Genomic DNA, 25,632 nt, shown 5'->3' with positions numbered 1-25,632 from the left:
GTCTCAGTTGATTTCCAACCCCGTCGACCCCCCCACCCCGTCCGTCGCCCCGCGCGCGGGGGGCCGGGGGGGGGGGGGGGGGGCGGGGGCGCGCCCCCCCCCCCCCCCCCCACGTCCGGGGGCGGTCCGGTCCGCGCGCCTCCTAGGCTGTGGTCCGTGCCTCAGATCCGCACCAACCGAATGTCAACAGTTGCTCAACGGCCGCCCCGGCGCTGTTGCCACCGCCGAAACCGCGGAGCAGCATGAGGTTCCGTGACTTGGGAGGTACGGCCGAGGTGGCACCGAGCGCTCGACGCCGGATACTCGTCGTCGACGACGACGAGCGGGTCCGCACGGTCGTGACCTGGCAGCTGGAGGCCGACGGTTTCCTGGTGACCGAGGCCGGCGACGGCCACACCGCGCTCGAACGGATCGCCGCCGAACCACCCGACCTCATGGTCCTCGACCTGTCACTGCCCGGCCTCGGCGGGCTCGACGTCCTGCGGCGGGTCCGCCACGACCGGTCACGGACGCCGTTGCCCGTGGTCGTCCTCAGCGGACGCAGCGGCGAGACCGACCGCATCGTCGGGCTGGACCTCGGCGCCGACGACTACCTCGTGAAACCGTTCTCCCCCGAGGAACTCGCCGCGCGGGTGCGGTCGGTACTGCGCCGCAGCGTCCCGGTGGCCACAGTGGACGGCGAGACCGAGGACGGCCTCCGCATCGACACCGCCGCCCGCCAGGTCACCCTGGACGGCGCGTTCGTGGAACTGACGGCCAAGGAGTTCGACCTGCTCGTGTTCCTGGCCCAGCACCCCGGGCAGGTGTTCACTCGCGCGCAGCTGCTGCAGGCGGTCTGGCGGTCCTCCCCCGGCTGGCAGTCCGACGCCACCGTCACCGAGCACATCCACCGGCTGCGCGCCAAGCTCGAAACCGGCCCCGGCGGCCCGCGCAGGCTGCGCACCGTCCGCGGCGTCGGCTACCGCTGGGAACGCGCATGATCCCGAACCTCCCGCGCGTCGAGTCCGCGTTCGACCACGCCGACAGCCTGCTGCTGCTCGAACGGGAGACGCGGGTACTGGACCTGCTCGCCTCCGGCGCCGAACTCGGCGACGTCCTCGGCGCGGTGACCGAGGCGCTCAACGAGCTGCTGCCGTACTCGCGGTGTTCCATCCTGCTGCTCGACTCCACGCGGGCGACGCTGCACCACGGCGCCGCGTCCGGGCTGCCCGCGCACTACGTCGAGGCGATCGACGGGCTGTCCATCGGGCCCGAGGCGGGCTCCTGCGGCACCTCCGCGTACCACGGGACCCAGGTGGTCGTCGAGGACATCGCGACCGACCGCCGCTGGGACGACTACCGCGCGCTGGCCGAACTGGCCGGACTGCGCTCCTGCTGGTCCCAGCCCGTCCTCGGCCGCGACGGCGGTGTGCTGGGCACCTTCGCCGTGTACCACACCGAACCGCACCTTCCGCCGGAACGCGAGGTGCGGCTGGTGGAGCAGTTCACCCACCTCGCCTCGGTCGCCATCGAGCACGCGCGGCTGTTCGGCGCGCTCGCCGAAAGCGAGGAACGCTTCCGCCGCGCCTTCGAGGACAACGCCGTCGGCATGGCGCTCGTCGGCCTCGACCGCCGGTTCACCAGGGTCAACCGCGCGCTGCGGGTCCTGCTCGGACTGTCCGAAGTGGACCTTCTCGGCGTCGAGCTCGGTGCCGTGCTCCGGCCGGACCTGGTCGAGCACACCGCGGACGTCCTCACCGACCTCGTCGACGGCGACGCCGACAGCGTCCAGTTCGAAACGGTATGCGTCGGCAGCGGCGGCGTCGAGATCGTCGCCGCGGCGACCGCGTCGGTCGTGCGGCGTGCCGACGGCGAGAAGATGTACCTGAGCCTCAACCTGCTCGACATCACCCAGCGCCGCGCCGCCGACCGGGAACGGCGTGCCCGGCGAGAGGCCGAGGTCGCCCGGCACGCGGCCGAAGCGTCCAACCGGGCGAAGTCGGAGTTCCTGACGTCGCTGTCCCACGAGCTGCGCACCCCGATGCAGGCCATCACCGGCTTCGCCGAACTCCTGCGGCGCCTCGACCTGCCCGCCGAACGCCGCCAGTCGGCGCTGCACCACATCACCGAGGCGAGCGACCACATCCTCGCGCTCGTCGACGACGTCCTCGACGTCGCCAAGATCGAGGCGGGCGCACTCGAGGTCCGGCCGGAGCCGCTCGAACTGCGCCAGCTCGTCGGCGAGGTCGTCGCGCTGCTCGAACCGCTTTCCCACCATCGGATCTCGCTGCGCGTCGAAGGCCCCGAACGCCGGATCAGCGCCGATCGGCGGCGGCTGCGCCAGGTGCTGATCAACCTGGTCACCAACGCGATCCGGCACAACGAGCCCGACGGCTGGGTGCTCGTCGAGACCGCGGAGACCGGCGAAGGTGCCCTGATCCGGGTGACCGACTCCGGACCGGGCATCAGCCCCGAACTCCAGGAACGGCTGTTCGTCCCGTTCCAGCGGCTCGACGCCGAGGCACGCGGCGTGCCGGGCGCCGGGCTCGGCCTCGTGCTCGCCCGCGGCCTGACCGAGGCGATGGGCGGTACCCTGCGCCTGACCAGCACGCCCGGCACCGGTACGTGTGTCGAGGTCGCGCTCCCTGCCGGATGACCACGTCGCCGCCCCTCCCCGCGTGCCGAAGGACGCCTTCGGAGCGGCCAGCGCACTGAAAGCGTCCTTCAGCACTTCCGGCAGACGGAACCCGGCCTCGCGGCGGTGACCAGTGCGTCGAACAGTGCCTGCTGCGCCGGGTCTTCGGCAGCCGAATCCTCCGGATGCCATTGCACGCCAAGGAAGTCCACATCGGACAGTTCGGCGGCCTCGACCGTGCCGTCCTCGGCCCAGGCCACCGGCCGCAACCCCGCGCCGAGCCGGTCGAGACGCTGATGGTGGAAGCACGAAGCCTCGGCCTTCTCCCCCACCAGCCCGGCCGTGCGCGAGCCTGGTTCGACGCGGACACCGTGCACGAGGTGCCGATGCGCCCCGGACATGTGCTGGTCCAGCGTTCCGCCGAGCGCGACGTTGACGACCTGCAGGCCGCGGCAGATCGCCAGCAGCGGCCGCCCGGTGTCCAGCGTCCACCGGGCGAGCGCGAGGTCGAACTCGTCCTGCGCGGTGTCCACGTCGTACACCTCGCCCGAGCGGGTCGGCTGCCCGTAACGCGCCGGGTCGAGATCCCCGCCGCCGGGCAGCAGGACTCCGTCCGCAAAGGACAGACGTGTGACGTCACCCTCCGGGTGTACGGTGAGCGGCTCACCCCCGGCGGCCAGCACGGCGGCCGACAACGCCCGCGCGGTGACGACGGCCGAGTAGCGCAACGCCGACGTCGAAGTCGCGAAGCGCGCGGGAATCACGATGAGCGGCCTCACGGCAACGCGATCCACGTCGTCTTGAGATCGGTGAACTTCTCCAGTGCGTGCAAGGACTTGTCCCGCCCGTGCCCGGAAAGTTTCGTCCCGCCGAAGGGGACGCTCAGATCGCCCTCCTCGTAGCAGTTGACCCACACCGTGCCCGCCCGCAGCGCCCGCGAGATCCGGTGCGCGCGGCCGAGATCACGGGTCCACACGGCCGCCGCCAGCCCGTACTCGGTGTCGGCCGCCAGCGCCACCGCCTCCTCGACGGTGTCGAACGTCAGCACGGACAGGACCGGGCCGAAGATCTCCTCCCGCGCGACCCGCATGCCCGGGGTGACCCGGTCGAGCACGGTCGGTTCCAGGTAGCTGCCCCCGCCGGCCACGCTGTCCACGCGCACGCGTTCGCCGCCAATACATACCCGCGCGCCTTCTTCGAGCGCGACGTCGACGTGCGACAGGACCGAGCCCAAGTGTTCTTCGCTGACGACCGGGCCCATCTTCGTCACCGGGTCCAGCGGGTCACCGGGCGCGAAGTCGGCGGCACGCGCGACGACGCGCTCCAGCACCTCGTCCGCGACGCTCTTGTGCACCACCAGCCGCGAGGGTGCCGTACACATCTCGCCGGAGTTGAAGAAGATGCCCCACGCCGAGGTGTCGGCCGCCGCGCCGAGTTCCGGCGCGTCGTCGAGGATGATGTTGGGCGACTTCCCGCCGAGTTCCAGCCAGACCCGTTTGAGGTTGGAATCCGCGGCGTAGCGCAGGAAATGCCTGCCGACCTCGGTCGAGCCGGTGAACGTCACGACGTCGACGCCCGGATGCAGGCCGAGCGCCCTGCCGGTGACCTCGCCGGGGCCGTTGACGACGTTCAGCACACCCTCGGGCAACCCCGCCTCGGCGGCGAGCCGCGCCAGGTGCAGCGCGGACAACGGGGACTGTTCGGCGGGTTTGAGCACGACGGTGCATCCGGCGGCCAGCGCCGGGCCGAGCTTCCAGCCCGCCATGGTCAACGGGAAGTTCCACGGCACGACGGCCGCGACGACACCAGCCGGTTCGCGGGTCACCAGCGCGAGGGCGTCCGGCCCGGCGTCGGGGATCTCGCCCGCGTTCTTGTCTGCCGCTTCGGCGTACCAGCGCAGGGTGTTCACCAGCGCGGCGAGTTCGACGTTCCGCGCGTCGGAGATCGGCTTGCCCATCTCCAGCGAGACGCTCAACGCGAGCACGTCCGCGTCGCGGTCCACCAGTTCCGCCAGCCGCAGCAGGTGTTTCGCGCGTTCACGCGGTTTGAGACGCGGCCATGGCCCTTCGTCGAAGGCACGCCGGGCGGCGGCCACCGCGCGATCGACGTCCTTCTCCCCCGCCGCGGCGACCTCGGCGAGCACCCTGCCGTCGCGGGGCGACGTGACCGGCATCGGCGTGCCGTCGGCCGGGTCGATGAACGTGCCGCCGACGAACAGCCCGCGCGGTGAGGACATCCGCGCCGCCAGCCGCAGCCAGTCGTCGTGACCGAGGGACATGGCACCTCCGAGAGTGAACACACCGGGCTTGACCGCGGTGATGCGGTCACTTACGTTTGGGCCCGAACGATATCGCGGGCACGGCGATCGGTCCACGATTTTCGAGGACTTCCGAGCCGGGAGGAGCCAGGATGACGCGCCAGCCGACGGTGGCAGGGGTACCCGTGTCCGCCGACCACTGGATCGGGGGCCGCCGGGTCGCCTCCACCGACCGGTTCACCGACGTCTCCCCCATCGACGAGGCGCCGCTCACCGAGATCGCGCGCGGCACCGCCGCCGACGTCGACGCCGCAGTGACGGCGGCACAGACCGCGTTCGCGGGGTGGTCCCGCACCAGCCGCGAGGAACGCGCGAGCCTGCTGCACGCGCTCGCCGACGGCGTCGAAAAGCGCCTTGAGGACCTGGCGATCGTCGAGACCACCGACAACGGCGCCTTGTTGCGCTCGCACCGGCGCGGCGTGATGCCGCGGGTCGCGCACAACTTCCGGTTCTTCGCGAACTGGCTCGTCGACGAGCTGGACCATCCGGACTTCGAGACACGCGGGCATCGCAACCACGTCTCGTGGGACCCGGCCGGGGTGTGCGCGCTCGTCACGCCGTGGAACGCACCGCTCATGCTGGCCACCTGGAAGATCGCGCCCGCACTGGCCGCCGGGAACACCGTCGTGCTCAAACCCGCCGAGTGGACCCCGCTCACCGCGTCGCTCTTCGCCGACATCGCCGCCGAAGCCGGTCTGCCCGACGGCGTGTTCAACGTCGTCCAGGGCCACGGCGCCGAAGCGGGCGCGGCGCTCGTCGCGCATCCTGGCGTCCGGCGGATCAGCTTCACCGGCTCGGTGCCGACCGCGCGCACGATCGCGACGGCCGCGGCGGCCAACCTGGTCCCGACCTCGTTCGAACTCGGCGGGAAATCGCCGCTGCTGGTCTTCGCCGACGCCGATCTCGACCTCGCCGTGGATCTCGCCGTCGAGCAGTACGACAACGCGGGGCAGGTGTGCCTCGCCGCCGTCCGGCTGCTCGTCGATGAGTCCATTGTGGACGAATTCCGGGCCCGCTTCCTCGAACGTGCCGGGCAACTCCGGCAAGGTGACCCCCGGGACGAAACCACCGACCTCGGCCCGCAGGTCCATCGCCGCCAACTGGAGAGGATCGACGGGTTCGTCCGCCGCGCGGTCGAGGCCGGGGCCGAGCCGCTGCTCGGCGGCGGCCCCAACACCGATCTCGGCGGTCTCTACTACCGGCCGACCCTGCTCATCGGCGCCGCCGAGGGCAGCGAAATCCTGACCGAGGAGGTCTTCGGCCCGGTCCTCACGCTCCAGACGTTCCGGGACGAGGACGACGCCGTCCGGCTCGCCAACTCCACCCGCTTCGGTCTCGCCGCGACGCTCGTGACCGGCGACGAGGCCCGCGCGGAACGGGTTTCCTCGCGGCTCGTCGCCGGGACGGTGTGGGTCAACTGCTTCTTCGTGCGTGATCTTCGTGCCCCGTTCGGTGGCTCCCGCGAATCCGGGATCGGCCGCGAGGGCGGCACGTGGAGCTTCGATTTCTACTGCGACGTGAAGAACAGCGTCTTCGCGCCGCGAGAGGGGAACTGACCATGGGAGAGATCGTCGGCGCCGGCCTGCTCTCGCACGTCCCGACCATCATGCTGCCGGAGAAGACCCGCCGGGAACTCAACAATGGCGAGGAAACCAGCCTCGTCCCCGGTCTGCGCCGGCTCCGCCGCGAGGTGTTCGACACGCTCGACTACGACACCGTCGTCGTCCTCGATTCACATTGGGCCACCACGGTGGAGTACGTCGTCACCGCGCAGCACCGCCGCGCCGGGCTGTTCACCTCCGAGGAACTGCCACGCGGAATGTGCCGTATTCCCTACGATTTCCCCGGGGACCCGGAACTCGCGCGCGCGGTCGCCGCCCACGCCGCGGAGCAGGGCACCTGGATCACCCCGATCGACGATCCGTACCTGCCGATCTACTACGCCACCGTGAACCTGTGGTCCTATCTCGGCGTGCCGGAGAAGCCGTGGATCTCCATCGGCGTCTGCCAGACCGCCGACGCCGAGGACAACCTGCGGCTCGGCCGGGCACTCGCCGCGGGCATCGCCGACACCGATCGGAAGGTCCTGCTGATCGCCTCCGGCGCGCTGTCGCACACGTTCTGGCCGCTACGAGAACTGCGTGCGCACGAGGCGTCCGGCGTCGAACACATCTACACTCGCGAAGCCGCCGAAGCGGACCTCCAGCGCATCGAATGGTTCACCGCCGGGGAACACGCGAAGGTGCTCGACACGATGGACGAGTTCGCGCGGTTCAAGCCGGAAGCCGGGTTCGGGCACTATCTGATGATGGCGGGCGCGCTCGGCGAACAGGCGTGCGTCGCGCCGGGGCGGTTGTACTCGGAGTACGAGAACTCCGTCGGCACCGGTCAGGTGCATCTCTGGTTCGACAGGCCCGCCGCCGGATGGACCCAGGAGGCCCCACGATGACCGAGTACCGCAGGATCCTGCTCGACGGCGCCGCGGTCGAGGTCGTCCGCGACGGCGACCGGCTCGTCGCCCCGGACGGCCGCGAGGCCGGCGTCGACGAGGCCGTGCACCTGCCGCCGGTGGTGCCGTCCAAGATCATCGCCGTCCACCTCAACTACCACAGCAGGGTGACCGAGTTCCAGGGCAAGCTACCGCCGGCGCCTACGTACTTCCACAAGCCGACCTCGGCACTCAACGCGCACGGCGGCGCCGTCGTCCGCCCGGAACGCTGTGCGTGGCTGAACTACGAGGGCGAGATCGCGATCGTCATCGGCCGCACGTGCCGCAACGTCTCCCCCGCCGAGGCGGGCGAGTACATCCGCGGCTACACCGTCGCCAACGACTACGGACTGCACGACTTCCGCGACACCGACGCCGGATCCATGTTGCGTGTCAAGGGATCCGACACGCTCTGCCCGCTCGGGCCCGGCCTGGTCACCGGCTGGGACTTCCGCGGCAAGCGGATCCGCACCCTCGTCAACGGCGTCGTCGCGCAGGACGGCACCACCGGCGACATGGAATGGGACATGCACTACCTCGTCGCCGACATCGCCCGCACGATCACCCTGTACCCGGGCGACGTCCTGCTCTCCGGGACCCCGGCGAACTCCCGCCCGGTGCGGCCGGGCGACGTCGTCGAGGTCGAGGTCGAGGGCCTCGGCACCCTGCGCAATCACATCGTGTCCGGCCCGGTCCCGATCCGGTCCGACGTCGGCGCTCAGCCGACCGAGTCCGAAGAGGTCCGCTCCACCGCGCTCGGCGGGGACTGGGAATTCCGCGGCGTCCGGGCTCCCCGCCGTCCTTGATTCTGCTTGTGGAACGGTGAGTCCACGGTGACAACTCACCCTTCGCGAGCTGTATAGGTCGTTATACATACTCCGGGGGCGTACGCACTGCCGTGAAGGCCCATCAATCCACAAAGGACGGAGGCATCCCTGGGTTCCGGCAGCCCGGCAGCTACTCCCCCGCCGCCGCGCCGCGGCCGATGACGGCGTAGACGTCCGGCCGCGCCGCCCGTAGCCGCGCGCCCCAGGCGACACCGGCGAGACCGGCCACGAGGATCAGTCCCGGCAGGATCCACCGCAGCGGCGATCCCGGGCTGGTGCCGAGCATGACGTCGAAGTTCACCAGCACGAGCACGAACAGGCCGCCGAGCGCGAGCCCGGCGAGCCCCGGCGCGAGCAGCCGCTGGAGTGGCGAGTGCCCGCGCGCGTCCCGCCGGAAGTAACCGACGACGGCGAACGAGGTGAGCGCCATCAGCAGGATGACCCCGGCGGCACCGGCGTTGGTGAGCCAGGTGAACAAGTCCAGCACCGGATCGCGGCCGGTCACGGCGAAGACCGTGAGGACCACGACCGCGACCACCGTCTGGGTCAGCGAACCCGCGCGCGGAGCGCCGGCCCGGGATGTCGCGGACAGCCCGCGCGGCAACACCCCTTCCCGTCCGAGCGCGAACAGGTAGCGCGCCACCGCGTTGTGGAAACTCAGCAGTGACGCGAAAAGGCTCGTCACGAACAACACAGTCGCGACGTCGGTGAAGATCCGGCCCAGCCGGGCCTCGCCGAGCGCGAACACCAGGTTCGGGCCCTGCTGCCGGGCCTGGGCCACGACCTCGCCGCCACCCGCCGCCGCGGCGATCGCCCACGCGCTCACCGCGTAGAACACGCCGATGATGCCGACCGCGACATACGTCGCCCGCGCCACTGTCCGCTTCGGATCCCGGCATTCCTCTCCGTAGATCGCAGCGGATTCGAAGCCCACGAAGCCCGCGACCCCGAAGCACAGCACCGCGCCCACCCCGGCGACGAACAGGTGCGACGGCGCGAACCCCGCCCACGGCACCCCACCCGGCCCCGGGTCCGCGAGACCCGCGACGTCGAACACCGCGACCGCCACCGTCTCCAGGATCAGAAGTACGGCGAGCACCCGCGCGTTCAGGTCGACACGGAGCACGCCGAGCACCCCGACCACGATCACCGCGGCCAGCACCCCGGCCCACCACGGGACGTCGAACCCGAAGTACGTCCGGCAGAGCTGGGCGCTCGCCGCGCCGAACATGCCGTAGACACCGATCTGCATGGCGTTGTAGGCCACCAGTGCGACGAACGACGCCCCGACGCCGGCCTGCCTGCCGAGTCCGTGCGCGATGTAGGCGTAGAACGCGCCGCTGTTGGCGATGTGCCTGCTCATCGCCGCGTAGCCGACGGTGAAGACGATCAGCACGGCGGCCAGTACGAGGTACGACAACGGGATGCCTTCGATCCCGGTGACCGCGTAACTGGTACTGATCCCGCCCGCCGCCACGGTGAGCGGCGCCGAGGCGGCGACGATGAAGAAGACGATGTCCGGCACTCCGAGCGACCGGGGGCGCGGGGCGGGGGTTTCCGGGGAGCGGGCGTCGGGCACGGGCGACCTCCGGGAACGGGACGGGCCGTTCGTTCGGCCCCATACAGTCCGCAGGATCGTATGGGCCCAAACGTTATTGCACAAGGCACGATCCCGAAACGTCGCCGCGCCTGCCCGGACCCGGCCTGACGAGCAGGTACGCTGTCGCCCAACTGGACCGATCGGGACACAGGTGACGCATGACCGGGTACTACACGCTCCGCGAGACCGAGAAGGCCGTGACGGCGCGGCTGGGTGGTCTGGAACTCGACTTCGGCGCGATGGCGGCCGTGTCGAACCTGCACCGCGCCGCCTCCGCGGTGCGCAACCACTTCGAGCAGTCCGTGCTGCGTGACGTCGATCTGACCTGGACCGGCTTCGTCGTCCTGTGGGTCGTGTGGATCTGGGAGGAGATGGAGACCAAGCACGTCGCCGAGGAGTGCGGGATTTCCAAGGGCACGCTCACCGGGGTCGCCAAGACACTCGAATCACGGGGCCTGCTCGTGCGCACCGTCCCGCCGGACGACCGCAGGCTTTCGGTGCTCTCGCTCACCGCGCGCGGCCGCGAGCTGATGACCGAGTTGTTCCCCCGCTTCAACGCCGAGGAGAAGTTCGCGCTCACCGGCCTGAGCGACCGGCGGATCCAGGACCTGACGCGCACTCTTCGGCATATGGTCAAACACATCGAAGAGACCGGCGAGGAACGCGAAACAGAAGTACGAGCGTCCATCTCGGACAGCAAGCTGCCCGGGCTCGCCGCGGACGGACGGCAGCCGAAGCCCGCGGGCGCGCGCCGCGCCGACCCGCGCCGTCGCGCCCGCAAGCCCGCCTGAACCGGCGGGCGGTCTCCGCCTGTCCCGCGTGGACAGTGGATTCAGGACACCGGGCGCAGCGGGTCGTGCCCGAGTGACATGAGCCGGTGCCGCCAGTGCGTCTCCCCCGCGGTGGGCTCCAGGTCAGCGCGGCGTTCGGCACGCACCCGGCCGACGACCGCGCGCATCACCCGCTCGTCGTCGGCGGTCACGTCCCCCTTGCGTTTGCGGAGCACCTCCAGCACGTGCCGTCCGGTCGGTGTCCCGGCCCGGTCCGGCAGCTCCTCGGTCCCCTCGCCCGCCGACCGGGTGCGCAGCCATTCGCTCAGCTCGTGCGAGGTCATGTTCACCACCTCGTGGAACTCGGCCCACAGCTGTTCGTCCACCTGATGCGCCGCGGCCATCGTCGGCCTCCTCTCCGTCGTAGCGCGGGGTCAGTGCCGGTTACCCGGACACTGCGGCTCCGACACCTCGCGCCGGGTTTGGCCGCTCCCCCGGCGCGGTATCCGAAGCGTGCCCACCAAGCCGGACGAGGAGGAAGTCATGGTCCATCCCGTGCCGCCCCGGCCCGATCCGATGCGGCCGCCGCCGGAGCCACCGCCGACACCGCCCGCTCCAGGGCCGCCGCGCCCGCCGATCCCCGAGCCGGGACCGCTCCCGCCGCAACCGGACCCGCCGCGCGCTCACCGCCGGTCACGGGCCGCGTCGAGCACCGCCACCACTTCCTCGTCGGTGGTCTGACCGAAATCGTCATACCACTGGCCGACGGCGCGGAACGCCTCCGGCGCGGCCACGCAGACGACATCGTCCGCCACCCGCTGCAGTGCCGCGACCGCGTCGGGGGCACACACCGGCGCGGCGAACACCAGCCTGCGCGGCCGGTCGGCACGGACGGCCCGCAAGGCGGCTCGCGCGGTGGCGCCGGTGGCGAGGCCGTCGTCCACGACGATCACGTCCCTGCCGCGTCGCGGCTCTCGTTCGCCCTGGTAACGCGCGATCCGGCGCCGTGCCTCCGCGCGCTCGGCCGCGCAGGTCTCCGCGAGGTCTTCGGCGGTCAGGCCCAGCGCGGCGAGGATCCGCTCGTCGTAGGTCGGTGGTCCGTCCGCGGTGACCGCGCCGAGCCCGAACTCGGGACGCCCCGGTGCGCCGATCTTGCGCGCCACGGCCACGTCCAGCGGGGCGCCGAGCAGGGCCGCCACCTCGACGGCGACCGGGACCCCGCCCCGTGCCAGGCCCAGCACCACCGGATCGGACCACGGCCGTTCCCGCAGTAGCTCGGCGAGCCGCCGTCCCCCGTCCCGGCGATCGGCGAACATCCGGGTGGCCCTGTCGTGGAGGAAACGCATCGGATCCGTCCTTCCCCGGACCGTGAGCGGAAACCGTCTCCTTTTCGGTTACCCGGCCGCACCGCCCGTCATTCGCGGTCAGCCGAGGTGGCCGGTGAACCAGGACGCGGCCGCTTCGGCGACGCGCTCGAGCGTGCCGGGCTCCTCGAACAGGTGCGTCGCACCCGGGACGACCAGGAGTTCCATGGGCCCCGCCAGGTGTTTCGCGGCTTCCTCGTTGAGGCGCAGCACCGTCCGGTCGCGAGCGCCGACGATCAGCAGCACCGGGCTGGTGACCTCGGCCAGCGCGGGGCCGGCGAGATCCGGACGGCCACCGCGCGAAACGACCGCGCGCACCACCTCCGGCCGTTCGGCCGCGGCCCGCAATGCCGCGGCGGCTCCCGTGCTCGCGCCGAACAACCCCAGCGGCAGGCCATGGACCGGGTCGTGCCGCGCGAGTTCGTCGATCGCGCGCACCAGCCGGTCGGCCAGGAGGCCGACATCGAAGCGGAGCTGCCCGCCCGCCGCGTCCGCGGCTTCCTCGTCACGGCTCAGCAGGTCGAACAACAGGGTCGCGAACTTGTTGTCCTGCAAGGTTTTCGCCACCGCCTGGTTACGCGGGCTGTGCCGGGAACTGCCCGACCCGTGTGCGAAGACGACGACGCCGGTCGCGTCCGCCGGCACGGTGAGATCGCCCTGCACCGACGTGGCCCCGGTGTCGATCGCGAAGGGTACGGTCATGCCTTCTCCCTCCGTTCAGAGTCCGCTCGGGTAGGTCTGTTCCTCGGCGCCGCCCGGCTCCCCCGGGTGCAGGGGTGTGATGGCCGTGGTGACGTCGCAGTGCATGAAAGCGTCGTACCGAGCCGAAAGCGCCGTCGGCACGTAGCCGTCGGCCCGGTAGACGACGCCGATCGCACGATGCCCGCGGACGTCTTCGGCCCATCGGGAGTCGTCGTCGAACACGAAAAGGCTGTCGTGGCCAGGAATCGCGTCGTGTACCAGGCCTTCGGTGCTGTCCTGACGCGCCTCGGGGACCGGCAGCCGCCGCACCGGGCCGCCCCAGTGATCCGACGCGATGACGCTGCCGCGATACGTCCCGAACCCGACCGTGACCACTCCGTCGGCGTGGTGCCGTTCCCGCACGAGCTGCCCGAGGTTCACCATGCCCGCCGCCGCCATGTCGGTGGCCCTGGCGTCCCCGACGTGCGTGTTGTGCGCCCACACCACGGCTTTCGCCCCGGGCCCGTACGCCTCGGCGAGCCGGGTGAGGGTGTCGGTCATGTGGTGGTCCCGCACGTTCCACGAACGCGGTCCGCCCTGGGTCAGCTCGCGGTAGTACCGCTCGGCGCCGACGACGATCTCGGCGTTCTGCCGCGCCACGAACGCGCGGTCCAGTCCCGGCGCGCCACCCCGGCAGGCGTCCGCCCGCAGCTCGGCCAGCAGGCGGACGACCTCACGGCGGCAGTTCTCCGGCACCAGCTCCGTCACCCACGCGTAAGCCCGCGAGTCCTCGCCATACGGCTCGAAACAGCGGCACGCCTCCCGCGCGGGGCCGATCCGGTCTGGAGCGTGCTCCGTGAGGTAAGCGAAAACGGCGCGCAGCGAGTCCCACAGGCTGTACACGTCGAGCCCATGGAAGCCAACCGGCCGATGTCCCCCGTCGCGGTTGAACTCCCGCAGCCAGCGAGCGAACTCGGCGACCTCCTCGTTCGCCCACAGCCACGCGGGCCACCGGCGGAATCCCCACAACACCTGCCAGGGATCTTTCGGCACGCCGGGCGCACCCGCCACGCAGCAGTGCAACCGGTGGCAGTCCGGCCAGTCCCCCTCGACCGCGACGAACGAGAACCCGCGTTCGGCGATCAGCCGCTGCGTCAGTTCCGCGCGCCAGCGGTAGAACTCGGCCGTACCGTGCGTAGCCTCGCCGATCAGGACGTACCGGGCCGCGCCGATCCGGTCGAGCAAGGGATCGAGATCCCGGGGGCTGCGTACCACGTGGGCGTCCTCGCGGATCAGGGTGACTTCGTCGACCGCGCTTCTCGGCATGCCGCCCGGATTCCCGCCGGGCCGGGCACTAAACGAACTCCCACCTGCGGAGACATACCGAGCGGATATGTCACACTACGCTCCGCCCCTGTGACCTGCGACAACGCACCTCCGACGGGTTTGCACGGCCGCGTTACAGGAGTCATGATGTCGAACATGAGTTCGACCGACGACGGTGTGCGACCCGCCGGGGCGCGGCGCGTGGAGCCACCCCGATGGGTGACCGTGGACCTGCCGCGCCTGTTCCCGCTCCCGGACCGCCACCGGCGGACGAACACCCCGACGGGGCTGCAGACCGGGCACGAGGTCACGGGTGAGCTGGTCGGCTGGGCTCGCAACGCCGACGGCGCCTGGCTCGCCCTCGTGCGCTACCAGCTGCACACGGCCGACGAGAAGTGGCAGACGACGTTCACCCACTACCTGCCGGCGCACCTTGTCCAGCCCGTCTCCCTGGTGCGCCGGCGCCGCGAAAGCTGGCGTGGATAACGAGAAAGCGCTTCACCGGTCGCCGCCGAGCAACCTCCCGGCACCGGGAACGCGCTGGTCGAGCCCCAGTTCGCCGAGGAGAGCGAACGTCGTCGCGGTGGCAGCGGAGAGCACCGGCAGACCCGAAGCGTCCTCGACCGCCTGAATCGCCGACAGCGACGGCATCTGCACGCACGCCGAGAGCACGATCGCGTCCGCATGGGACAGGTCGAGCTTACGCCAGTGCTCCCGCAGATCGGCCGGATCGAGCCGGGCGACCGCGAGGTTGTCCGGGACCTCGAGGCTCAGCGTGTCGACGACCTCGAACCCACCGTCCACTATGTACTCCGCGACCAGCTTCGTCAGGGGTTTCAGGTACGGCGTGACGATCGCGACGCGGCGGGCGCCGAGCGCGGACAACCCGGTCAGCAGCGCGCCCGCGCTGGAGATCACCGGTGCCTCGGAACCGTTGTCCCGCAACGCGTCGCGGATCTCGGTCTCGGCGGTGCAGTGGTAGCCGGGCCCCTGTGCCATGATCGCCACGAGACAGGCCGACGTGACGACGTCCGGCCGCGCGTCGGCGAGTTCGGCGGCGGCGCGCGGCGTCTGCGCGTTCATCGCCGCGAGCTGTTCCGGCGTCACGTGTTTCATCCGCATCCGGCTGCTGTGGAACACGAACCGGTCCTCCGGGAGGAGTTCCTCACGGGCGCGCAGCATCCGGGGCAGCTCGGTCTCCATGGTGAGGTTCGAGCTGGGCACGATCATGCCGATGTGGTGCTCGGTCATCGGCGCGCCGCCGGGCGCATCTCGCGGACGGTCAGGTCGCCGTCGAGCACGATCGCCTCGTCGTCGAGGAACAGGCTGCAGCCACGCATCGGGATGTCGAAGTGACACGGCGTGTCGTTCGGGCCGCCGAGCTCGTTGTTCGGGCCGATCGAGAACATCACGTTGCCGTAGAAGGACCGCAGCTCCATGCCCATCCCGCCGGGGAACTGCGTGAGCCCGTGCCAGTGCGCGCGCTCGTCGAGCCCCCAGCCGACATGGGACATGCCGTAGCCGCGCGGGTCGTCGAAGGACTTGATGTAGGACGAGAGCAACTCGGCGTCCAGCCCGCCGCGGATGTCGGTGACGAAGCCCTTTTCGATGGTGAGCGTGACCGGGCTCTGGACGTAGGTGTTGAACGGCAGCAGGACGTCGCCGGGGGAAAGCACGATCGTGCCGTCGACGCCGTCGTCGGTGCCGCCGGTGAACACGAACGCGGCGGGCCAGTGGTCCCAGCGGCCGGGCGTGTCGGTGTAACCGTACTCGCTCAGCGTCGGGTAGCGGCCGAGCTGATAGGTGACGTCCGTGCCGTGGGGGCTGGTGATCCGCATCGAGGACGCCTTGGCCAGCAGTTCGGCGCCGACCTCGACGCGCTCACGCAGTTCCTTGGTGGGCAGCAGGCGGGCCAGCAGCTCCGGCGGTTCGACGACGGTGAGGATGCGCGTCCCGGCGTCCTGGATGGCGAACTGTTCCTTGCTGAACAACAGGAAGGTCAGGTCGATCAGCATGTCGGTCTGCTTGAGCGCCTCGACCGCGACCGGGTTGGTGCCCAGCCCCGAGTCGCCGACCGCCCAGGCACCGCCCGCCGCGGCACGCGCCGGCGGGACCCGGAGGTGGAAGGTGTTCGCGCCGAGTTCCTGCGCCGCGAAGAGCGCCGCGTCCGCGTAGCCGGCCCGTTCCCCGCCCCGCGACAGCACCGACACGGTCTCGCCCTCACGTACGCCGCTCAGGGTCAGCTGGCGCACGAAGATGTCGTTCAACTGGTTGTGGTCCATCGATCCTCCGCACGAATTAGTCCGGGCACTGACTATCTCTCCCGGCGGTGCGAAGGTCAAGGGGTTCACGATCCGTGCTTAGCTGAAGACATGGCAGAACCCCTCGAAGCACCCAGCACCCCGGCCGCGCTCCTCGCCGCGCCCGGTTACGCGGCGCGGCGGCTCTACCAGGCCTATCTCGCCGCCTGGGTGCACACAGTGGACTCGACGCTGACCGGCCCGCAGTTCGCCGTGCTCACCGCCGTCGACTGTTTTCCCGGCGTGGACCAGGGTTCCCTCGCCTCGTCGGTCGCGCTGGACCGGTCCACCATGGCCGACGTGGCCAAGCGCCTCGAGGAACGCGGCCTTCTGCTGCGCGAGCCCGACGCCGCCGACGGGCGCCGCAAACTGCTGCGGCTCTCCGAAGCGGGCAAGGAGAAACTCGCCGAGGTCGACGCGCGCGCCCGCCGTCTCGACGAGCAACTGCTCGACGGCTACTCCCCGCTGCGGCGCCGGGTCCTGCTCGACGAACTCACGGCGCTGGCCGAACACTGGGAACACCTCGCCGCCGACTAACCCCGCTCCATGCTCCGTGAAGGCCTCCTTCACAGCGCTCAAGGCAGGCAAGGAGTCCTTCACGGCGCCGAGCGCCGGTAAGGGGGCCTTCACGGCGTTGAGCCCCGAAGTTTGTTTCCCCTCTTGCTTTTCCAGATCGTCCGTGTTCGGATTATCGCGTCCGAGACGCCGGACACATCGGAAACAGGAGGAGCCGTGACCGCGAGCCAGTCCTACCGTGTCGTGATCGCCGGCGGCGGCCTCGGTGGCCTGACCGCCGCACTTTCCTTGCGCCACAAGGGACTTCAGGTCACCGTGCTGGAGCAGGCGCCGCAGCTGGGCGAGGTCGGCGCCGGTATCCAGACCGCACCGAACGCGAGCCGGATCCTCATCGGACTCGGCCTGCTCCCCCGGCTGCGCGCCATCCGCACCGAACCGCAGGACCAGGTGCGCCGCCGCTGGCAGGACGGCAGCGTCATCGCCATGACACCGCTGGGCGAGCGTTGCAAACGAGAGTACAACGCACCGTACTGGCACTACCACCGCGCGGATCTGCATCAGGCGCTGCTCGACGCGTGCCTCGATCCGGCGGGGCCGGGGCCGGTGGTGCGCATCCACACCGACGCCAAGGTCGTCGACGTAGACCAGGCCGACGAGACCCGGCCGACCGCCGTCACCGCATCGGGTGACCGCTACGCCGCCGACGTGCTCATCGGCGCGGACGGCATCCGCTCCTCGGTGCGCGACGCGCTCGGTTTCCCCGACACGCTGGAGTTCTCCGGCGAAATGGCCTACCGGGCGCTGATCCCCGGCGACAAGATCGCCGCCGATCCCGCGACCCGCTGGCTCGTCGACCGGTTCCAGAGCACCATCTGGTACGGCCCGGACCGGCACCTCGTGCACTACCTCATCCGCGGCGGGCAGTACCTCAACGTCGTCGCGATCGTGCCGTGTTCCCCCGAGATCGAGCGGACCTGGTCGGGCCCGGCCTCGGCCGACGAACTCGTGAACGCCTTCCCCGGCTGGGACGATCGCGTCGCGGCGATGCTGTCCAAGTCCGAAGGGGACGCCAGCGTGTGGGCGATGTTCCAGCGCCGCCGCGATCCCGTGTGGACGGACGGGCACGTCGCCCTGCTCGGCGACGCGTGCCACGCGATGCTGCCCTACCAGGCGCAGGGCGCTTCGCAGGCGATGGAGGACGCGGCCGTGCTCGCCGAGGAACTCGGTGCGGTGCCGGTCGACGGCGTGCGCGGCGCGCTGACGCGCTATGTCGCGCGGCGGGCCAAGCACGCCGGGATGGTGCAGGAGGCTTCCTTGCGCAACAAGGATTTCTATCACCTCCCGGACGGCCCGGAGCAGGCCGACCGCGACCGCAAACTGCGCGATTTCAGCGGCGAGTCCGATGTTTCGTACGACTGGCTCTGGCGCGGGACGCCCTTGGCGGACAAGGATCTGGAGGCGTTCGACTACCAGTTCATCCGGTGACACGCCGGGTAAGGGGCGGAAGCAAACGGCAGCAAAGCACGGGGGCACCACCACAGCAGCAGCACAACACGGAGGCGACATGACCACCGGTGACGAGATAGTCCAGGAACTCCCCTGGCGCTGGCGGGTGCAGGGCAGGATCTTCCTCATCGGCGGGCTCGGGTACCTGTTCGACGCCTGGGACGTCGCGCTCAACGGGTTCCTCACCCCGCTGCTGGGCACCGAGTTCGGGCTGTCGCCCGGCGCGCGCGGCCTGGTCGCGAGCGCGAACCTGATCGGGATGGCCGTCGGTTCGGTCGCCTGGGGCACGATCGCCGACCGGATGGGCCGGAAACGGGCCTTCGCGATCACGCTGCTGATCTTCTCGGTCTTCTCCGTGCTCGGCGCGGCGGCCCCGAGTTTCTGGATCTTCCTCGTGCTGCGCTTCGCGGCGGGGTTCGGCCTCGGCGGCTGCATTCCGGTCGACTACGCGCTCGTCAGCGAGTTCTCGCCACGGAAACAGCGCGGCCGGGTATTGGCCGCGATGGATCTCTGGTGGCCGATCGGCGCGACGCTGTGCGGCCTGAGCGCGACGCTGCTGGTGCCCTTGTCCGGCAACTGGCGCTGGATGCTGCTGGTGATGATCCTGCCCGCGCTGCTGTTGTTCTGGGTCCGCCGTGGTGTCCCCGAATCACCGCTCTACCTGGTCCGCATGGGACGGGAGCGGGAAGCGCGCGAGGTCATCGACAAGCTCGTCGCCGACACCGGCGCGCCCGTGCGACCGTACGAGATCCCCGCGCCGCCCGAGCAGCCCCGGGCCGGGGCGTTGCGCAGCGCCGTCACGCAGTTGCGCACCGTGTGGTCGTTCGACTGGCGTATCACGTCGGTGGCGTGGGCGACCTTCATCACGATCATGCTGCTCTACTACGCCGCGCTGAGCTGGATGCCCACGATCCTGCGCACCCAGGGGCATGGTGACGCCGCCGCGTTCGCGGGGACCACGGTGATGAGCGGGCTGGGCATCGTCGGCGTCATCGTCTCGGCCGCGCTGGTGGACGTCGTCGGCCGCAAATGGGTCATCGGGATCTCGGCCCCGCTGGCCTCGGCGGCGCTCGTCGGGTTCGCGCTGGTGCTCAAGGTCGGCGGCGGCACACTGGTGTGGCTGGGCGTGTTCGGTTTCCTCGTGCAGGTGGCGATCCCGGTGCTCTACGCCTATGTCGCCGAGTTGTACCCGACGACGCTGCGGGCGAGCGGGTTCGGCTGGGCGTCCGCGTCGAGCCGGGTGGTCACCGGGTTCGCGCCGCTGTTGTTCGGCAGCGTGCTGTGGCCGACGCTCGGGCTGCCGCTGACGTTCACCGTGCTCGGCGTCGTCGTCCTGGCGGCCGTGCTGTGGATGGCCGCGGCGGCGCCGGAAACCAAGGGCAGGCAGCTCGACCACCTGTCCTCGGACGCCCCGAGTTCCGCGCCAGCCGCCGTCGTCGAATAGGAGGAGCATGAAGCCCGCTTCGTTCAGTTACCACCGCGCCCGGGACGTTCCGGGCGCGACGCGATCCCTCGCCGAACTCGGGGACGAGGCCAAGGTCATCGCCGGCGGCCAGAGCCTGGTGCCGATGATGAACTTCCGCCTCGCCCGGCCCCGGCATCTGGTCGACGTCGGCGGCCTGCGCGAGCTGCGGTACCTGCGCACCGCCGACGACGGGCTGCACATCGGCGCGCTGACCACGCACCACGACGTCGAGACCGCGCCGGAATCGGTGACCGGCCCGGGGTTCGCGGTGCTGCGGGAGGGGATGCGCTGGCTAGGGCATCTGCCGATCCGCACCCGCGGCACGATCGGCGGGAGTCTCGCGCACGGTGACGCGACCGCGGAGTGGGGCCTGCTGACGGTACTGCTCGATGCCCGCGTCGTCGCGGAGAACAGCGCCGGACGGCGGCGGGTGATCCCAGCGGGCGAACTGTTCCTCGGGTTCTTCACCACCACGCTGGACCACGACGAACTCATCGTCGAGGTGATCTTCCCGCATCGCGCCCCACACGCGGCAATCACCGAATTCGCCCGGCGCCACGGGGATTTCGCGACGGTCGCGGCCGCGGTGTCGCTGGAGATGTCCGACGGTGAAGTCCACAGTGGACGTATCGTGCTGGGCGGCGTCGCCGAGGTGCCCTGCCGCAGCGCGGCGGCTGAGGCGGCGCTGGCCGAGGGCGGTCCCGCCGGGCCGGAGCTGTTCGAACGGTGTGCCGAGGCCGCGGCGGAGGCGATCGATCCGCCGTCGGACGCCAATGGCAGCGCGGACTACCGCCGTGCACTCACCCGTGAACTGGTGACCGCCGCCTGTGCGAAGGCGGCGTCCCGATGACCGCGGAGCCGACGTTCACCGCGGCCGGGAAATGGGTCGGCGCCTCGGTGCGCCGCAAGGAGGATCCGCGGCTGCTGTCCGGCCGGGGCCGGTTCGTCGACGATCTGCACCTGCCGCGGATGCTGCACGCGCAGTTCGTCCGCAGCACGATCGCGTCCGGCTCGATCGTGTCGGTGGATCTCGACGCCGTGCGCGACGTCCCCGGCGTCGTGGCCGCGTTCACCGCCGCCGACCTCGGCCTCGGCGATATCACCGCGGTGCTGGACCGGCCGCGCGAGGAGTTCGTGCCGACCGCGATGCCGGTGCTCGCGCGTGACCGGGTGCGGTACGTCGGCGAGCCGATCGCCGTCATCGTGGCCGAAGATCCTTACGCCGTCGAGGACGGGCTGGAGGCGGCCAAGGTCGTCTACGATCCCGGCACGCCGGTGGTGTCGGACGAGCAAGCGCTTTCTCCCGGTGCTCCCCTTGTGCACGACGAAGCCACCGCGAACACGCTCGTGGACGTCTCGATGTTCGCCACCGAAGGCATCGACGACGTCTTCGCCACGGCACACCAGGTCGTCCGGGTGCAGGCCAAAACCGGACGCCAGAACGCGCTTCCGCTGGAAACCCGCGGCGCAGTCGCGGCGTGGGACGACCGGGCCGGGCAGCTCGTGGTGCACACCTGTACGCAGGTCCCGCACCAGGTCCGCACGGTGCTGGCGTCCTGCCTCGGGCGCGACGAACGGACCGTGCGGGTGATGGTGCCCGACATGGGTGGCGGGTTCGGCCAGAAATGCGTGGTGGGCCGCGAGGAGATCGCCGCCGCGGCGGCCGCGTTGCGGCTCGGCCGTACGGTGAAGTGGATCGAGGATCGCAAGGACGCGCTCACCGCGTCGTTCCTGGCCCGTGAGCAGCGCTACGACGCGCGGGCGGCGTTCGACGCCGAAGGCCGCATCCTCGGCCTCGACGTCGAGATCGTGTGCGACATGGGCGCGTACTCGTGCTATCCGTTCACCGCGGGCATCGAACCGTTGATGGCTTCGGCCGAGATGCCCGGCGTCTACCAGGTCCCGGCCTATCGGGTCCGCGCGAGGGCGGTGACGACGAACAAGGCGCCGACAGCACCGTATCGCGGCGTCAGCAGGCCGCAGTACGTGATGGTGATGGAGCGGCTCTTCGAACGCGCCGCCCGGGAACTCGGCCTCGACCCGGTGGAGATCCGGCGCCGCAACGTGATCACGCGATTCCCGTACACCGGCGTCAATCTGATCACCTATGACCCCGGGTCCTATGTGGAATCTTTGAACCTCTGCGAGAAGATCCTGCGCGACGAGGGCTGGTACGACCACCGCTCGTCCTCGGATCGTGTGCTCGGCATCGGCTACGCGTGTTTCAGCGAGCGCACCGGCTACGGCTCCGACGCGTTCGCCAAACGCAAGATGACCGTGGTGCCCGGCTACGACATCGCCGAGATCCGGATGGACACCACCGGTTCGGTCGTGGTGACCAGCGGGACGATGAGCCACGGGCAGAGCCACGAGACGACGATGGCGCAGATCGTCGCCGACGAACTCGGCCTCGAATTCGACCGCGTGCAGATCGTACAGGGCGACACCGACCGGATCACCTACGGCTGGGGCACCTTCGCCAGCCGGTCGATCACCATCGGCGGCAGCGCGGTCGCGCTCGCGGCCACGAAGCTCGGCGACAAACTGCTGCTGCTCGGCGCGCATCTGCTCCAGGCACAGCCCGAAGACGTCGAGCTGGACCACGGTTTCGTGCGGCTGCGGTCGGATCCGTCGCGGCGACTGTCCTTTGCGGACATCGCCGACGTCGCGTACCTCAAGGCACATCTGCTACCGAAGGAGGCCGACCCCGGGCTGTCCGCGACGGCCTCGTTCGACGTCGCCGGGGACGGGACGTTCTCCAACGCGACGCACGGCGTGGTCGTCGAGCTGCGTCCGGGTACCGGGCGGGTCGAGATCCTGCGGTACGTGTGTGTCGAGGACTGTGGCGTCGCGATCAATCCGCAGATCGTGGACGGCCAGGCACGCGGCGGGATCGCGCAGGGCATCGCCGGGGCGTTGTTCGAGGAGGTCACCTACGACGCCAACGGCGAGCCGTCGTGCGCGAGCTTCATCGACTACCAGGTGCCCACGGCCGCGGAGATGCCGGACATCAGCGTGCATCATCTGGAAACGCCGTGCGCGTTCACCCGCAACGGTGCCAAGGGCGCGGGCGAGGGCGGCACGATCGGCGCGCCGGCGGCCGTGCTCAACGCCGTCAACGACGCCCTGCGCGGCACGGGCGTCGAACTCGACAACACCCCGATCACCCCGGAAACCGTGCACCGGGCTTTGCGAGGAAACCGATGAGTGAGCGCTACCTGATCACGTTGACGGTGAACGACGCCGAACACGAGCTGCTCGTGGACGCGCGGCGCACGCTCGTCGACGTCCTGCGGCACGACCTGGAGCTGACCGGTACGCACGTCGGCTGCGAGCACGGCGTGTGCGGTGCCTGCACGGTGCTGCTCGACGGAGCGCCGGTGCGGGCCTGTCTCGTCTTCGCGGTGCAGGCCGAGGGTCGCGCCGTGCGGACGGTCGAATCCCTCGCGGTGGACGGGGAACTGAACGATCTGCAGCGGTCGTTCGCCGAGCACCACGGCCTGCAGTGCGGATTCTGCACGCCCGGTTTCCTCATGCTCGCCGAGGGGCTGCTCGCCGAAAAGCCGGAGGTGGGCAAGGCGGAGATCCGCGAGACCGTGGCGTCGAACCTCTGCCGCTGCACCGGATATCAGACGATCGTGGAAGCGATCGACGACTGCGCGGCCCGCCGCCGGGCCCGGCTCGCGCCGGAAGGGAGCACCCGATGATCCTGGACCACGAAGTCGCCATCGCGGCCCCGCCGGAGGCGGTGTTCGCCGCGCTCACCGACGTCGGGCGCATCGTCCCGTGCCTGCCGGGCGCGGCGATCGAGGGCAGCGACGGCGACACGCACCGCGGCCGCGTCCAGGTGAAGGTCGGCCCGATTTCCGCCGCCTACCAGGGCACCGTGCGGTTTCTCGAGGTCGACGAGCGGCGCCGGTACCTGCGGCTGCAGGCCGCGGGCAACGACGTCCACGGCAGCGGGGACGCCGAAGCACAGGTCGAGGTCACGGTGGCCGAGTCGCCGGAGGGCGCGGTGCTGCGGCTGACCACGGATCTGCTGATCCGCGGCAAGATCGCGCAGTTCGGCAAGGGCGCGATCGGCGCGGTGGCGGGGAAGCTGCTCGGCCAGTTCGCGGGCAACCTGGCGGGCCTGCTCGATCCCGCGCGCCCCGCCGCTCCCCCGTCCGCCACTGCCTCGCCGTCGGCGGCGGCCGCCCAGTCCGAATTGGACGGTCTGGCCCTGGTGCTCGGCCCGGCCGCCAAGTACGCGCCGGTGATCGGGGCGTTCGCCCTCGGTCTTTTCCAGGGCTGGCTGCTCGGGAAGCTGCGCGCGCAGTCTAAGGAGCTGAAGCGCCGTGGGTGACTATGGACAGTCCACACTGGACACCTACGAACGCGCGGGTTTCGGCGCCGAGGTGCGGCGGGGCAGCCGTCCCGCGCTCGTCGTCGTGGATCTGACCCGGGGATTCACCGAGCCGGGGTTCCCGACCGGGGCGGACCTCACCGACGTCGTCGCGTCGACCGGCGCGCTGATCGAGGCCGCGCGTTCGCGGGACGTCCCGGTAGTCTTCACCGCGATCAGCTACACCCCGGCCGAGGCCGACGGTGACGCGGTGACATGGCTGCACAAGGCGCCCGGGATGCGCTCGCTGCGCGAAGGCAGCGAGGCGGTCGCGCTCGACCCTCGGCTCCCTCGCGTTCCCGAGGATCACCTGATCCTCAAGAAAGGCGCGTCGGCCTTTTTCGGCACCGGGCTCGCCGCGTTGCTGACCGGTCTCGGCCGCGACACCGTCCTGGTGTGCGGCGCGACGACCAGCGGGTGCGTGCGCGCGACCGCCGTCGACGCCGTGCAGTCCGGTTTCGGCGTGCTCGTCCCCCGCGCGTGCGTCGGCGACCGCGCCTCGGGCCCGCACGACGCCGCGTTGTTCGACATCCAGGCCAAATACGGCGACGTCATCGACCAGTCCGACGCGCTCGCCTATCTCACCACTCTCCCCTGACCAGGAGCCTCGCATGCGTACGCTCAGCCAGCCCGCCCTCGCCGATCTCGCCGACGTCCCGGCGCTCAGCCGCTGGGTCCGCTCCGGCGGGCTGCGGCTGCACGTGCTGGACTACGGTGGCGACGGCGTCCCGCTCGTGGTGCTGCCCGGCATCACCAGCCCGGCGATCACGATGGATTTCGTCGCGCGGGAGCTGACGTCCGTGGCTCGCCCGATCGTCGTCGATGTCCGGGGCCGCGGGCTCTCCGACTCCGCCCCGGCGTACACAGTGGACGACTACGCCGACGACACCGAAGTCGTCGTCACCACGCTCGGCCTCGATCGCCCGGTGTTGCTCGGCCACTCCATGGGCGCGCGGATCGCCGCGGTGACCGCCGCGCGGAAATCCTTGCCCCTGCGCGGAAGTGTCCTCGTCGACCCGCCGCTGTCGGGCCCGGATCGTGGCCCCTATCCGACGTCGCTGGCCGTGTTCGACGAGCAACTCGCGCAGGCCCGGCGGGGCACCACCGCGGACGAGGTCGCACTGTCCTGGCCACGCTGGCCGCACCGGGAACAGGAACTGCGTGCGCGGTGGCTCGCCAGCTGCGACGCCGAGGCGATCGCGGCAACACACCGGGGTTTCGAGACCGACGACTTCTTCACCGTCTGGCCCTCGGTTCCCGCACCGGTCGCGCTGCTGCACGGCGCGGACAGCCCCGTCGTCCCGCCCGAAGGCGTCCGCGAGCTGGCCGCGTCGAATCCGTCGGCGCGGCTGTTCGAGGTCCCCGACGCCGGGCACATGGTCTTCTGGGACAACCCGGGCCCCGCGCTCGCCCTCCTCCTCGACGCCCTGGCCGCTGTGAGCTGAAGGGGACTTTCCTCGCATGGCATGCGAGG

The 25,632-nt window shown here is 70.9% G+C and carries 25 protein-coding genes; 16 read left to right on the top strand and 9 right to left on the bottom strand.

Going from position 1 to position 25,632, the window contains the following annotated elements:
* The first annotated feature begins 242 nt into the window (after window positions 1-242).
* Both ACFWY9_RS40945 and ACFWY9_RS40940 read left to right on the top strand, forming a co-directional pair.
* Window positions 243-980, top strand: a complete 738-nt coding sequence (locus ACFWY9_RS40945) for a response regulator transcription factor (RefSeq protein ID WP_378325328.1) — start codon at window positions 243-245, stop codon at window positions 978-980.
* Window positions 977-2,635, top strand: coding sequence for an ATP-binding protein (locus tag ACFWY9_RS40940; protein ID WP_378325327.1), 1,659 nt, complete (start codon window positions 977-979; stop codon window positions 2,633-2,635). The genes ACFWY9_RS40945 and ACFWY9_RS40940 overlap by 4 nt, the downstream gene beginning before the upstream one ends.
* A 68-nt stretch (window positions 2,636-2,703) precedes the next feature.
* Here the strand turns inward: ACFWY9_RS40940 and ACFWY9_RS40935 are convergent, their stop codons facing one another.
* Both ACFWY9_RS40935 and ACFWY9_RS40930 read right to left on the bottom strand, forming a co-directional pair.
* Window positions 2,704-3,393, bottom strand: coding sequence for a gamma-glutamyl-gamma-aminobutyrate hydrolase family protein (locus ACFWY9_RS40935; RefSeq protein WP_378341421.1), 690 nt, complete (start codon window positions 3,391-3,393; stop codon window positions 2,704-2,706).
* Complete coding sequence (locus ACFWY9_RS40930) at window positions 3,390-4,892, bottom strand: aldehyde dehydrogenase (RefSeq protein ID WP_378341420.1); 1,503 nt, start codon at window positions 4,890-4,892, stop codon at window positions 3,390-3,392. Before ACFWY9_RS40930 ends, ACFWY9_RS40935 begins: the two co-directional genes overlap by 4 nt.
* Window positions 4,893-5,023: 131 nt before the next feature.
* On the opposite strand from ACFWY9_RS40930, the gene ACFWY9_RS40925 reads away from it, so the two are divergent.
* The 3 genes from ACFWY9_RS40925 to ACFWY9_RS40915 are packed head-to-tail and all read left to right on the top strand — an operon-like array spanning window position 5,024 to window position 8,225.
* Window positions 5,024-6,487, top strand: coding sequence for an aldehyde dehydrogenase (locus tag ACFWY9_RS40925; protein ID WP_378341419.1), 1,464 nt, complete (start codon window positions 5,024-5,026; stop codon window positions 6,485-6,487).
* A gap of 2 nt (window positions 6,488-6,489) precedes the next feature.
* A complete protein-coding gene (locus ACFWY9_RS40920; RefSeq protein ID WP_378341418.1) occupies window positions 6,490-7,380 on the top strand; it encodes a catechol 1,2-dioxygenase in 891 nt (296 codons plus the stop codon).
* Entirely contained in the window at window positions 7,377-8,225 is an 849-nt protein-coding gene (locus ACFWY9_RS40915) for a fumarylacetoacetate hydrolase family protein (RefSeq protein WP_378341417.1), read from the top strand. Before ACFWY9_RS40920 ends, ACFWY9_RS40915 begins: the two co-directional genes overlap by 4 nt.
* 151 nt (window positions 8,226-8,376) lie before the next feature.
* On the opposite strand, the gene ACFWY9_RS40910 is transcribed toward ACFWY9_RS40915, so the two are convergent.
* Window positions 8,377-9,825: an APC family permease gene (locus tag ACFWY9_RS40910; RefSeq protein ID WP_378341416.1), complete on the bottom strand. Its 1,449-nt coding sequence runs from the start codon at window positions 9,823-9,825 to the stop codon at window positions 8,377-8,379.
* Between the two features lie 179 nt (window positions 9,826-10,004).
* Between ACFWY9_RS40910 and ACFWY9_RS40905 the strand changes: the two genes are divergently transcribed.
* On the top strand, window positions 10,005-10,637 hold the full coding sequence (locus ACFWY9_RS40905) for a MarR family winged helix-turn-helix transcriptional regulator (protein WP_378325318.1): 633 nt from the start codon (window positions 10,005-10,007) through the stop codon (window positions 10,635-10,637).
* Window positions 10,638-10,678: 41 nt separating this feature from the next.
* Here the strand turns inward: ACFWY9_RS40905 and ACFWY9_RS40900 are convergent, their stop codons facing one another.
* From ACFWY9_RS40900 to ACFWY9_RS40885, 4 genes are all read right to left on the bottom strand, one after another.
* Window positions 10,679-11,020: a DUF3140 domain-containing protein gene (locus tag ACFWY9_RS40900; protein ID WP_378325317.1), complete on the bottom strand. Its 342-nt coding sequence runs from the start codon at window positions 11,018-11,020 to the stop codon at window positions 10,679-10,681.
* A gap of 279 nt (window positions 11,021-11,299) precedes the next feature.
* Window positions 11,300-11,962, bottom strand: coding sequence for a phosphoribosyltransferase (locus ACFWY9_RS40895; protein WP_378341415.1), 663 nt, complete (start codon window positions 11,960-11,962; stop codon window positions 11,300-11,302).
* A gap of 78 nt (window positions 11,963-12,040) precedes the next feature.
* Window positions 12,041-12,682, bottom strand: a complete 642-nt coding sequence (locus ACFWY9_RS40890; RefSeq protein WP_378325314.1) for a dienelactone hydrolase family protein — start codon at window positions 12,680-12,682, stop codon at window positions 12,041-12,043.
* 15 nt (window positions 12,683-12,697) lie between these two features.
* Window positions 12,698-13,987 (bottom strand): erythromycin esterase family protein, encoded by a 1,290-nt coding sequence (locus ACFWY9_RS40885; protein WP_378341414.1) that lies wholly within the window; start codon window positions 13,985-13,987, stop codon window positions 12,698-12,700.
* 156 nt (window positions 13,988-14,143) lie between these two features.
* Between ACFWY9_RS40885 and ACFWY9_RS40880 the strand changes: the two genes are divergently transcribed.
* Entirely contained in the window at window positions 14,144-14,473 is a 330-nt protein-coding gene (locus ACFWY9_RS40880) for a hypothetical protein (RefSeq protein WP_378325312.1), read from the top strand.
* A gap of 12 nt (window positions 14,474-14,485) precedes the next feature.
* Here ACFWY9_RS40880 and ACFWY9_RS40875 read toward each other — a convergent pair whose 3' ends face one another.
* Window positions 14,486-15,238 (bottom strand): Asp/Glu racemase, encoded by a 753-nt coding sequence (locus ACFWY9_RS40875; RefSeq protein WP_378325311.1) that lies wholly within the window; start codon window positions 15,236-15,238, stop codon window positions 14,486-14,488.
* Window positions 15,235-16,269, bottom strand: a complete 1,035-nt coding sequence (locus tag ACFWY9_RS40870; RefSeq protein ID WP_378341413.1) for a leucyl aminopeptidase — start codon at window positions 16,267-16,269, stop codon at window positions 15,235-15,237. The genes ACFWY9_RS40875 and ACFWY9_RS40870 overlap by 4 nt, the downstream gene beginning before the upstream one ends.
* A gap of 90 nt (window positions 16,270-16,359) precedes the next feature.
* On the opposite strand from ACFWY9_RS40870, the gene ACFWY9_RS40865 reads away from it, so the two are divergent.
* The 9 genes from ACFWY9_RS40865 (at window position 16,360) to ACFWY9_RS40825 (ending at window position 25,603) form a co-directional block, all read left to right on the top strand.
* Window positions 16,360-16,824 (top strand): MarR family winged helix-turn-helix transcriptional regulator, encoded by a 465-nt coding sequence (locus ACFWY9_RS40865; RefSeq protein ID WP_378341412.1) that lies wholly within the window; start codon window positions 16,360-16,362, stop codon window positions 16,822-16,824.
* Between the two features lie 195 nt (window positions 16,825-17,019).
* Window positions 17,020-18,288, top strand: coding sequence for an FAD-dependent monooxygenase (locus ACFWY9_RS40860; RefSeq protein ID WP_378325308.1), 1,269 nt, complete (start codon window positions 17,020-17,022; stop codon window positions 18,286-18,288).
* 79 nt (window positions 18,289-18,367) lie between these two features.
* Window positions 18,368-19,753 carry an MFS transporter gene (locus ACFWY9_RS40855; protein WP_378325306.1) on the top strand — a complete coding sequence of 462 codons (1,386 nt, stop codon included), beginning with the start codon at window positions 18,368-18,370 and terminating at the stop codon, window positions 19,751-19,753.
* A gap of 7 nt (window positions 19,754-19,760) precedes the next feature.
* A complete protein-coding gene (locus tag ACFWY9_RS40850; protein WP_378341411.1) occupies window positions 19,761-20,624 on the top strand; it encodes an FAD binding domain-containing protein in 864 nt (287 codons plus the stop codon).
* Entirely contained in the window at window positions 20,621-22,981 is a 2,361-nt protein-coding gene (locus tag ACFWY9_RS40845) for a xanthine dehydrogenase family protein molybdopterin-binding subunit (RefSeq protein ID WP_378341410.1), read from the top strand. The genes ACFWY9_RS40850 and ACFWY9_RS40845 overlap by 4 nt, the downstream gene beginning before the upstream one ends.
* Complete coding sequence (locus ACFWY9_RS40840) at window positions 22,978-23,481, top strand: (2Fe-2S)-binding protein (RefSeq protein WP_378341409.1); 504 nt, start codon at window positions 22,978-22,980, stop codon at window positions 23,479-23,481. The genes ACFWY9_RS40845 and ACFWY9_RS40840 overlap by 4 nt, the downstream gene beginning before the upstream one ends.
* Window positions 23,478-24,119, top strand: a complete 642-nt coding sequence (locus tag ACFWY9_RS40835) for an SRPBCC family protein (protein ID WP_378341408.1) — start codon at window positions 23,478-23,480, stop codon at window positions 24,117-24,119. The genes ACFWY9_RS40840 and ACFWY9_RS40835 overlap by 4 nt, the downstream gene beginning before the upstream one ends.
* Window positions 24,112-24,756, top strand: a complete 645-nt coding sequence (locus tag ACFWY9_RS40830) for an isochorismatase family protein (protein WP_378341407.1) — start codon at window positions 24,112-24,114, stop codon at window positions 24,754-24,756. The genes ACFWY9_RS40835 and ACFWY9_RS40830 overlap by 8 nt, the downstream gene beginning before the upstream one ends.
* Window positions 24,757-24,769: 13 nt before the next feature.
* Window positions 24,770-25,603 carry an alpha/beta fold hydrolase gene (locus ACFWY9_RS40825; RefSeq protein WP_378341406.1) on the top strand — a complete coding sequence of 278 codons (834 nt, stop codon included), beginning with the start codon at window positions 24,770-24,772 and terminating at the stop codon, window positions 25,601-25,603.
* Window positions 25,604-25,632 lie beyond the last annotated feature (29 nt).

It is taken from the genome of Amycolatopsis sp. NPDC059027 (assembly GCF_042739735.1).
Classification (GTDB): Bacteria; Actinomycetota; Actinomycetes; order Mycobacteriales; family Pseudonocardiaceae; genus Amycolatopsis.
This window is presented reverse-complemented; position numbering and strand designations above follow the sequence as displayed.

Coding starts and splice junctions, on each gene's coding strand:
- ACFWY9_RS40945 (WP_378325328.1), top strand. CDS start 243: ATGAGGTTCCGTGACTTGGGAGGTACGGCCGAGGTGGCACCGAGCGCT.
- ACFWY9_RS40940 (WP_378325327.1), top strand. CDS start 977: ATGATCCCGAACCTCCCGCGCGTCGAGTCCGCGTTCGACCACGCCGAC.
- ACFWY9_RS40930 (WP_378341420.1), bottom strand. CDS start 4,892: ATGTCCCTCGGTCACGACGACTGGCTGCGGCTGGCGGCGCGGATGTCC.
- ACFWY9_RS40925 (WP_378341419.1), top strand. CDS start 5,024: ATGACGCGCCAGCCGACGGTGGCAGGGGTACCCGTGTCCGCCGACCAC.
- ACFWY9_RS40920 (WP_378341418.1), top strand. CDS start 6,490: ATGGGAGAGATCGTCGGCGCCGGCCTGCTCTCGCACGTCCCGACCATC.
- ACFWY9_RS40915 (WP_378341417.1), top strand. CDS start 7,377: ATGACCGAGTACCGCAGGATCCTGCTCGACGGCGCCGCGGTCGAGGTC.
- ACFWY9_RS40905 (WP_378325318.1), top strand. CDS start 10,005: ATGACCGGGTACTACACGCTCCGCGAGACCGAGAAGGCCGTGACGGCG.
- ACFWY9_RS40900 (WP_378325317.1), bottom strand. CDS start 11,020: ATGGCCGCGGCGCATCAGGTGGACGAACAGCTGTGGGCCGAGTTCCAC.
- ACFWY9_RS40895 (WP_378341415.1), bottom strand. CDS start 11,962: ATGCGTTTCCTCCACGACAGGGCCACCCGGATGTTCGCCGATCGCCGG.
- ACFWY9_RS40890 (WP_378325314.1), bottom strand. CDS start 12,682: ATGACCGTACCCTTCGCGATCGACACCGGGGCCACGTCGGTGCAGGGC.
- ACFWY9_RS40885 (WP_378341414.1), bottom strand. CDS start 13,987: ATGCCGAGAAGCGCGGTCGACGAAGTCACCCTGATCCGCGAGGACGCC.
- ACFWY9_RS40880 (WP_378325312.1), top strand. CDS start 14,144: ATGAGTTCGACCGACGACGGTGTGCGACCCGCCGGGGCGCGGCGCGTG.
- ACFWY9_RS40875 (WP_378325311.1), bottom strand. CDS start 15,238: ATGACCGAGCACCACATCGGCATGATCGTGCCCAGCTCGAACCTCACC.
- ACFWY9_RS40870 (WP_378341413.1), bottom strand. CDS start 16,269: ATGGACCACAACCAGTTGAACGACATCTTCGTGCGCCAGCTGACCCTG.
- ACFWY9_RS40865 (WP_378341412.1), top strand. CDS start 16,360: ATGGCAGAACCCCTCGAAGCACCCAGCACCCCGGCCGCGCTCCTCGCC.
- ACFWY9_RS40855 (WP_378325306.1), top strand. CDS start 18,368: ATGACCACCGGTGACGAGATAGTCCAGGAACTCCCCTGGCGCTGGCGG.
- ACFWY9_RS40850 (WP_378341411.1), top strand. CDS start 19,761: ATGAAGCCCGCTTCGTTCAGTTACCACCGCGCCCGGGACGTTCCGGGC.
- ACFWY9_RS40845 (WP_378341410.1), top strand. CDS start 20,621: ATGACCGCGGAGCCGACGTTCACCGCGGCCGGGAAATGGGTCGGCGCC.
- ACFWY9_RS40840 (WP_378341409.1), top strand. CDS start 22,978: ATGAGTGAGCGCTACCTGATCACGTTGACGGTGAACGACGCCGAACAC.
- ACFWY9_RS40835 (WP_378341408.1), top strand. CDS start 23,478: ATGATCCTGGACCACGAAGTCGCCATCGCGGCCCCGCCGGAGGCGGTG.
- ACFWY9_RS40825 (WP_378341406.1), top strand. CDS start 24,770: ATGCGTACGCTCAGCCAGCCCGCCCTCGCCGATCTCGCCGACGTCCCG.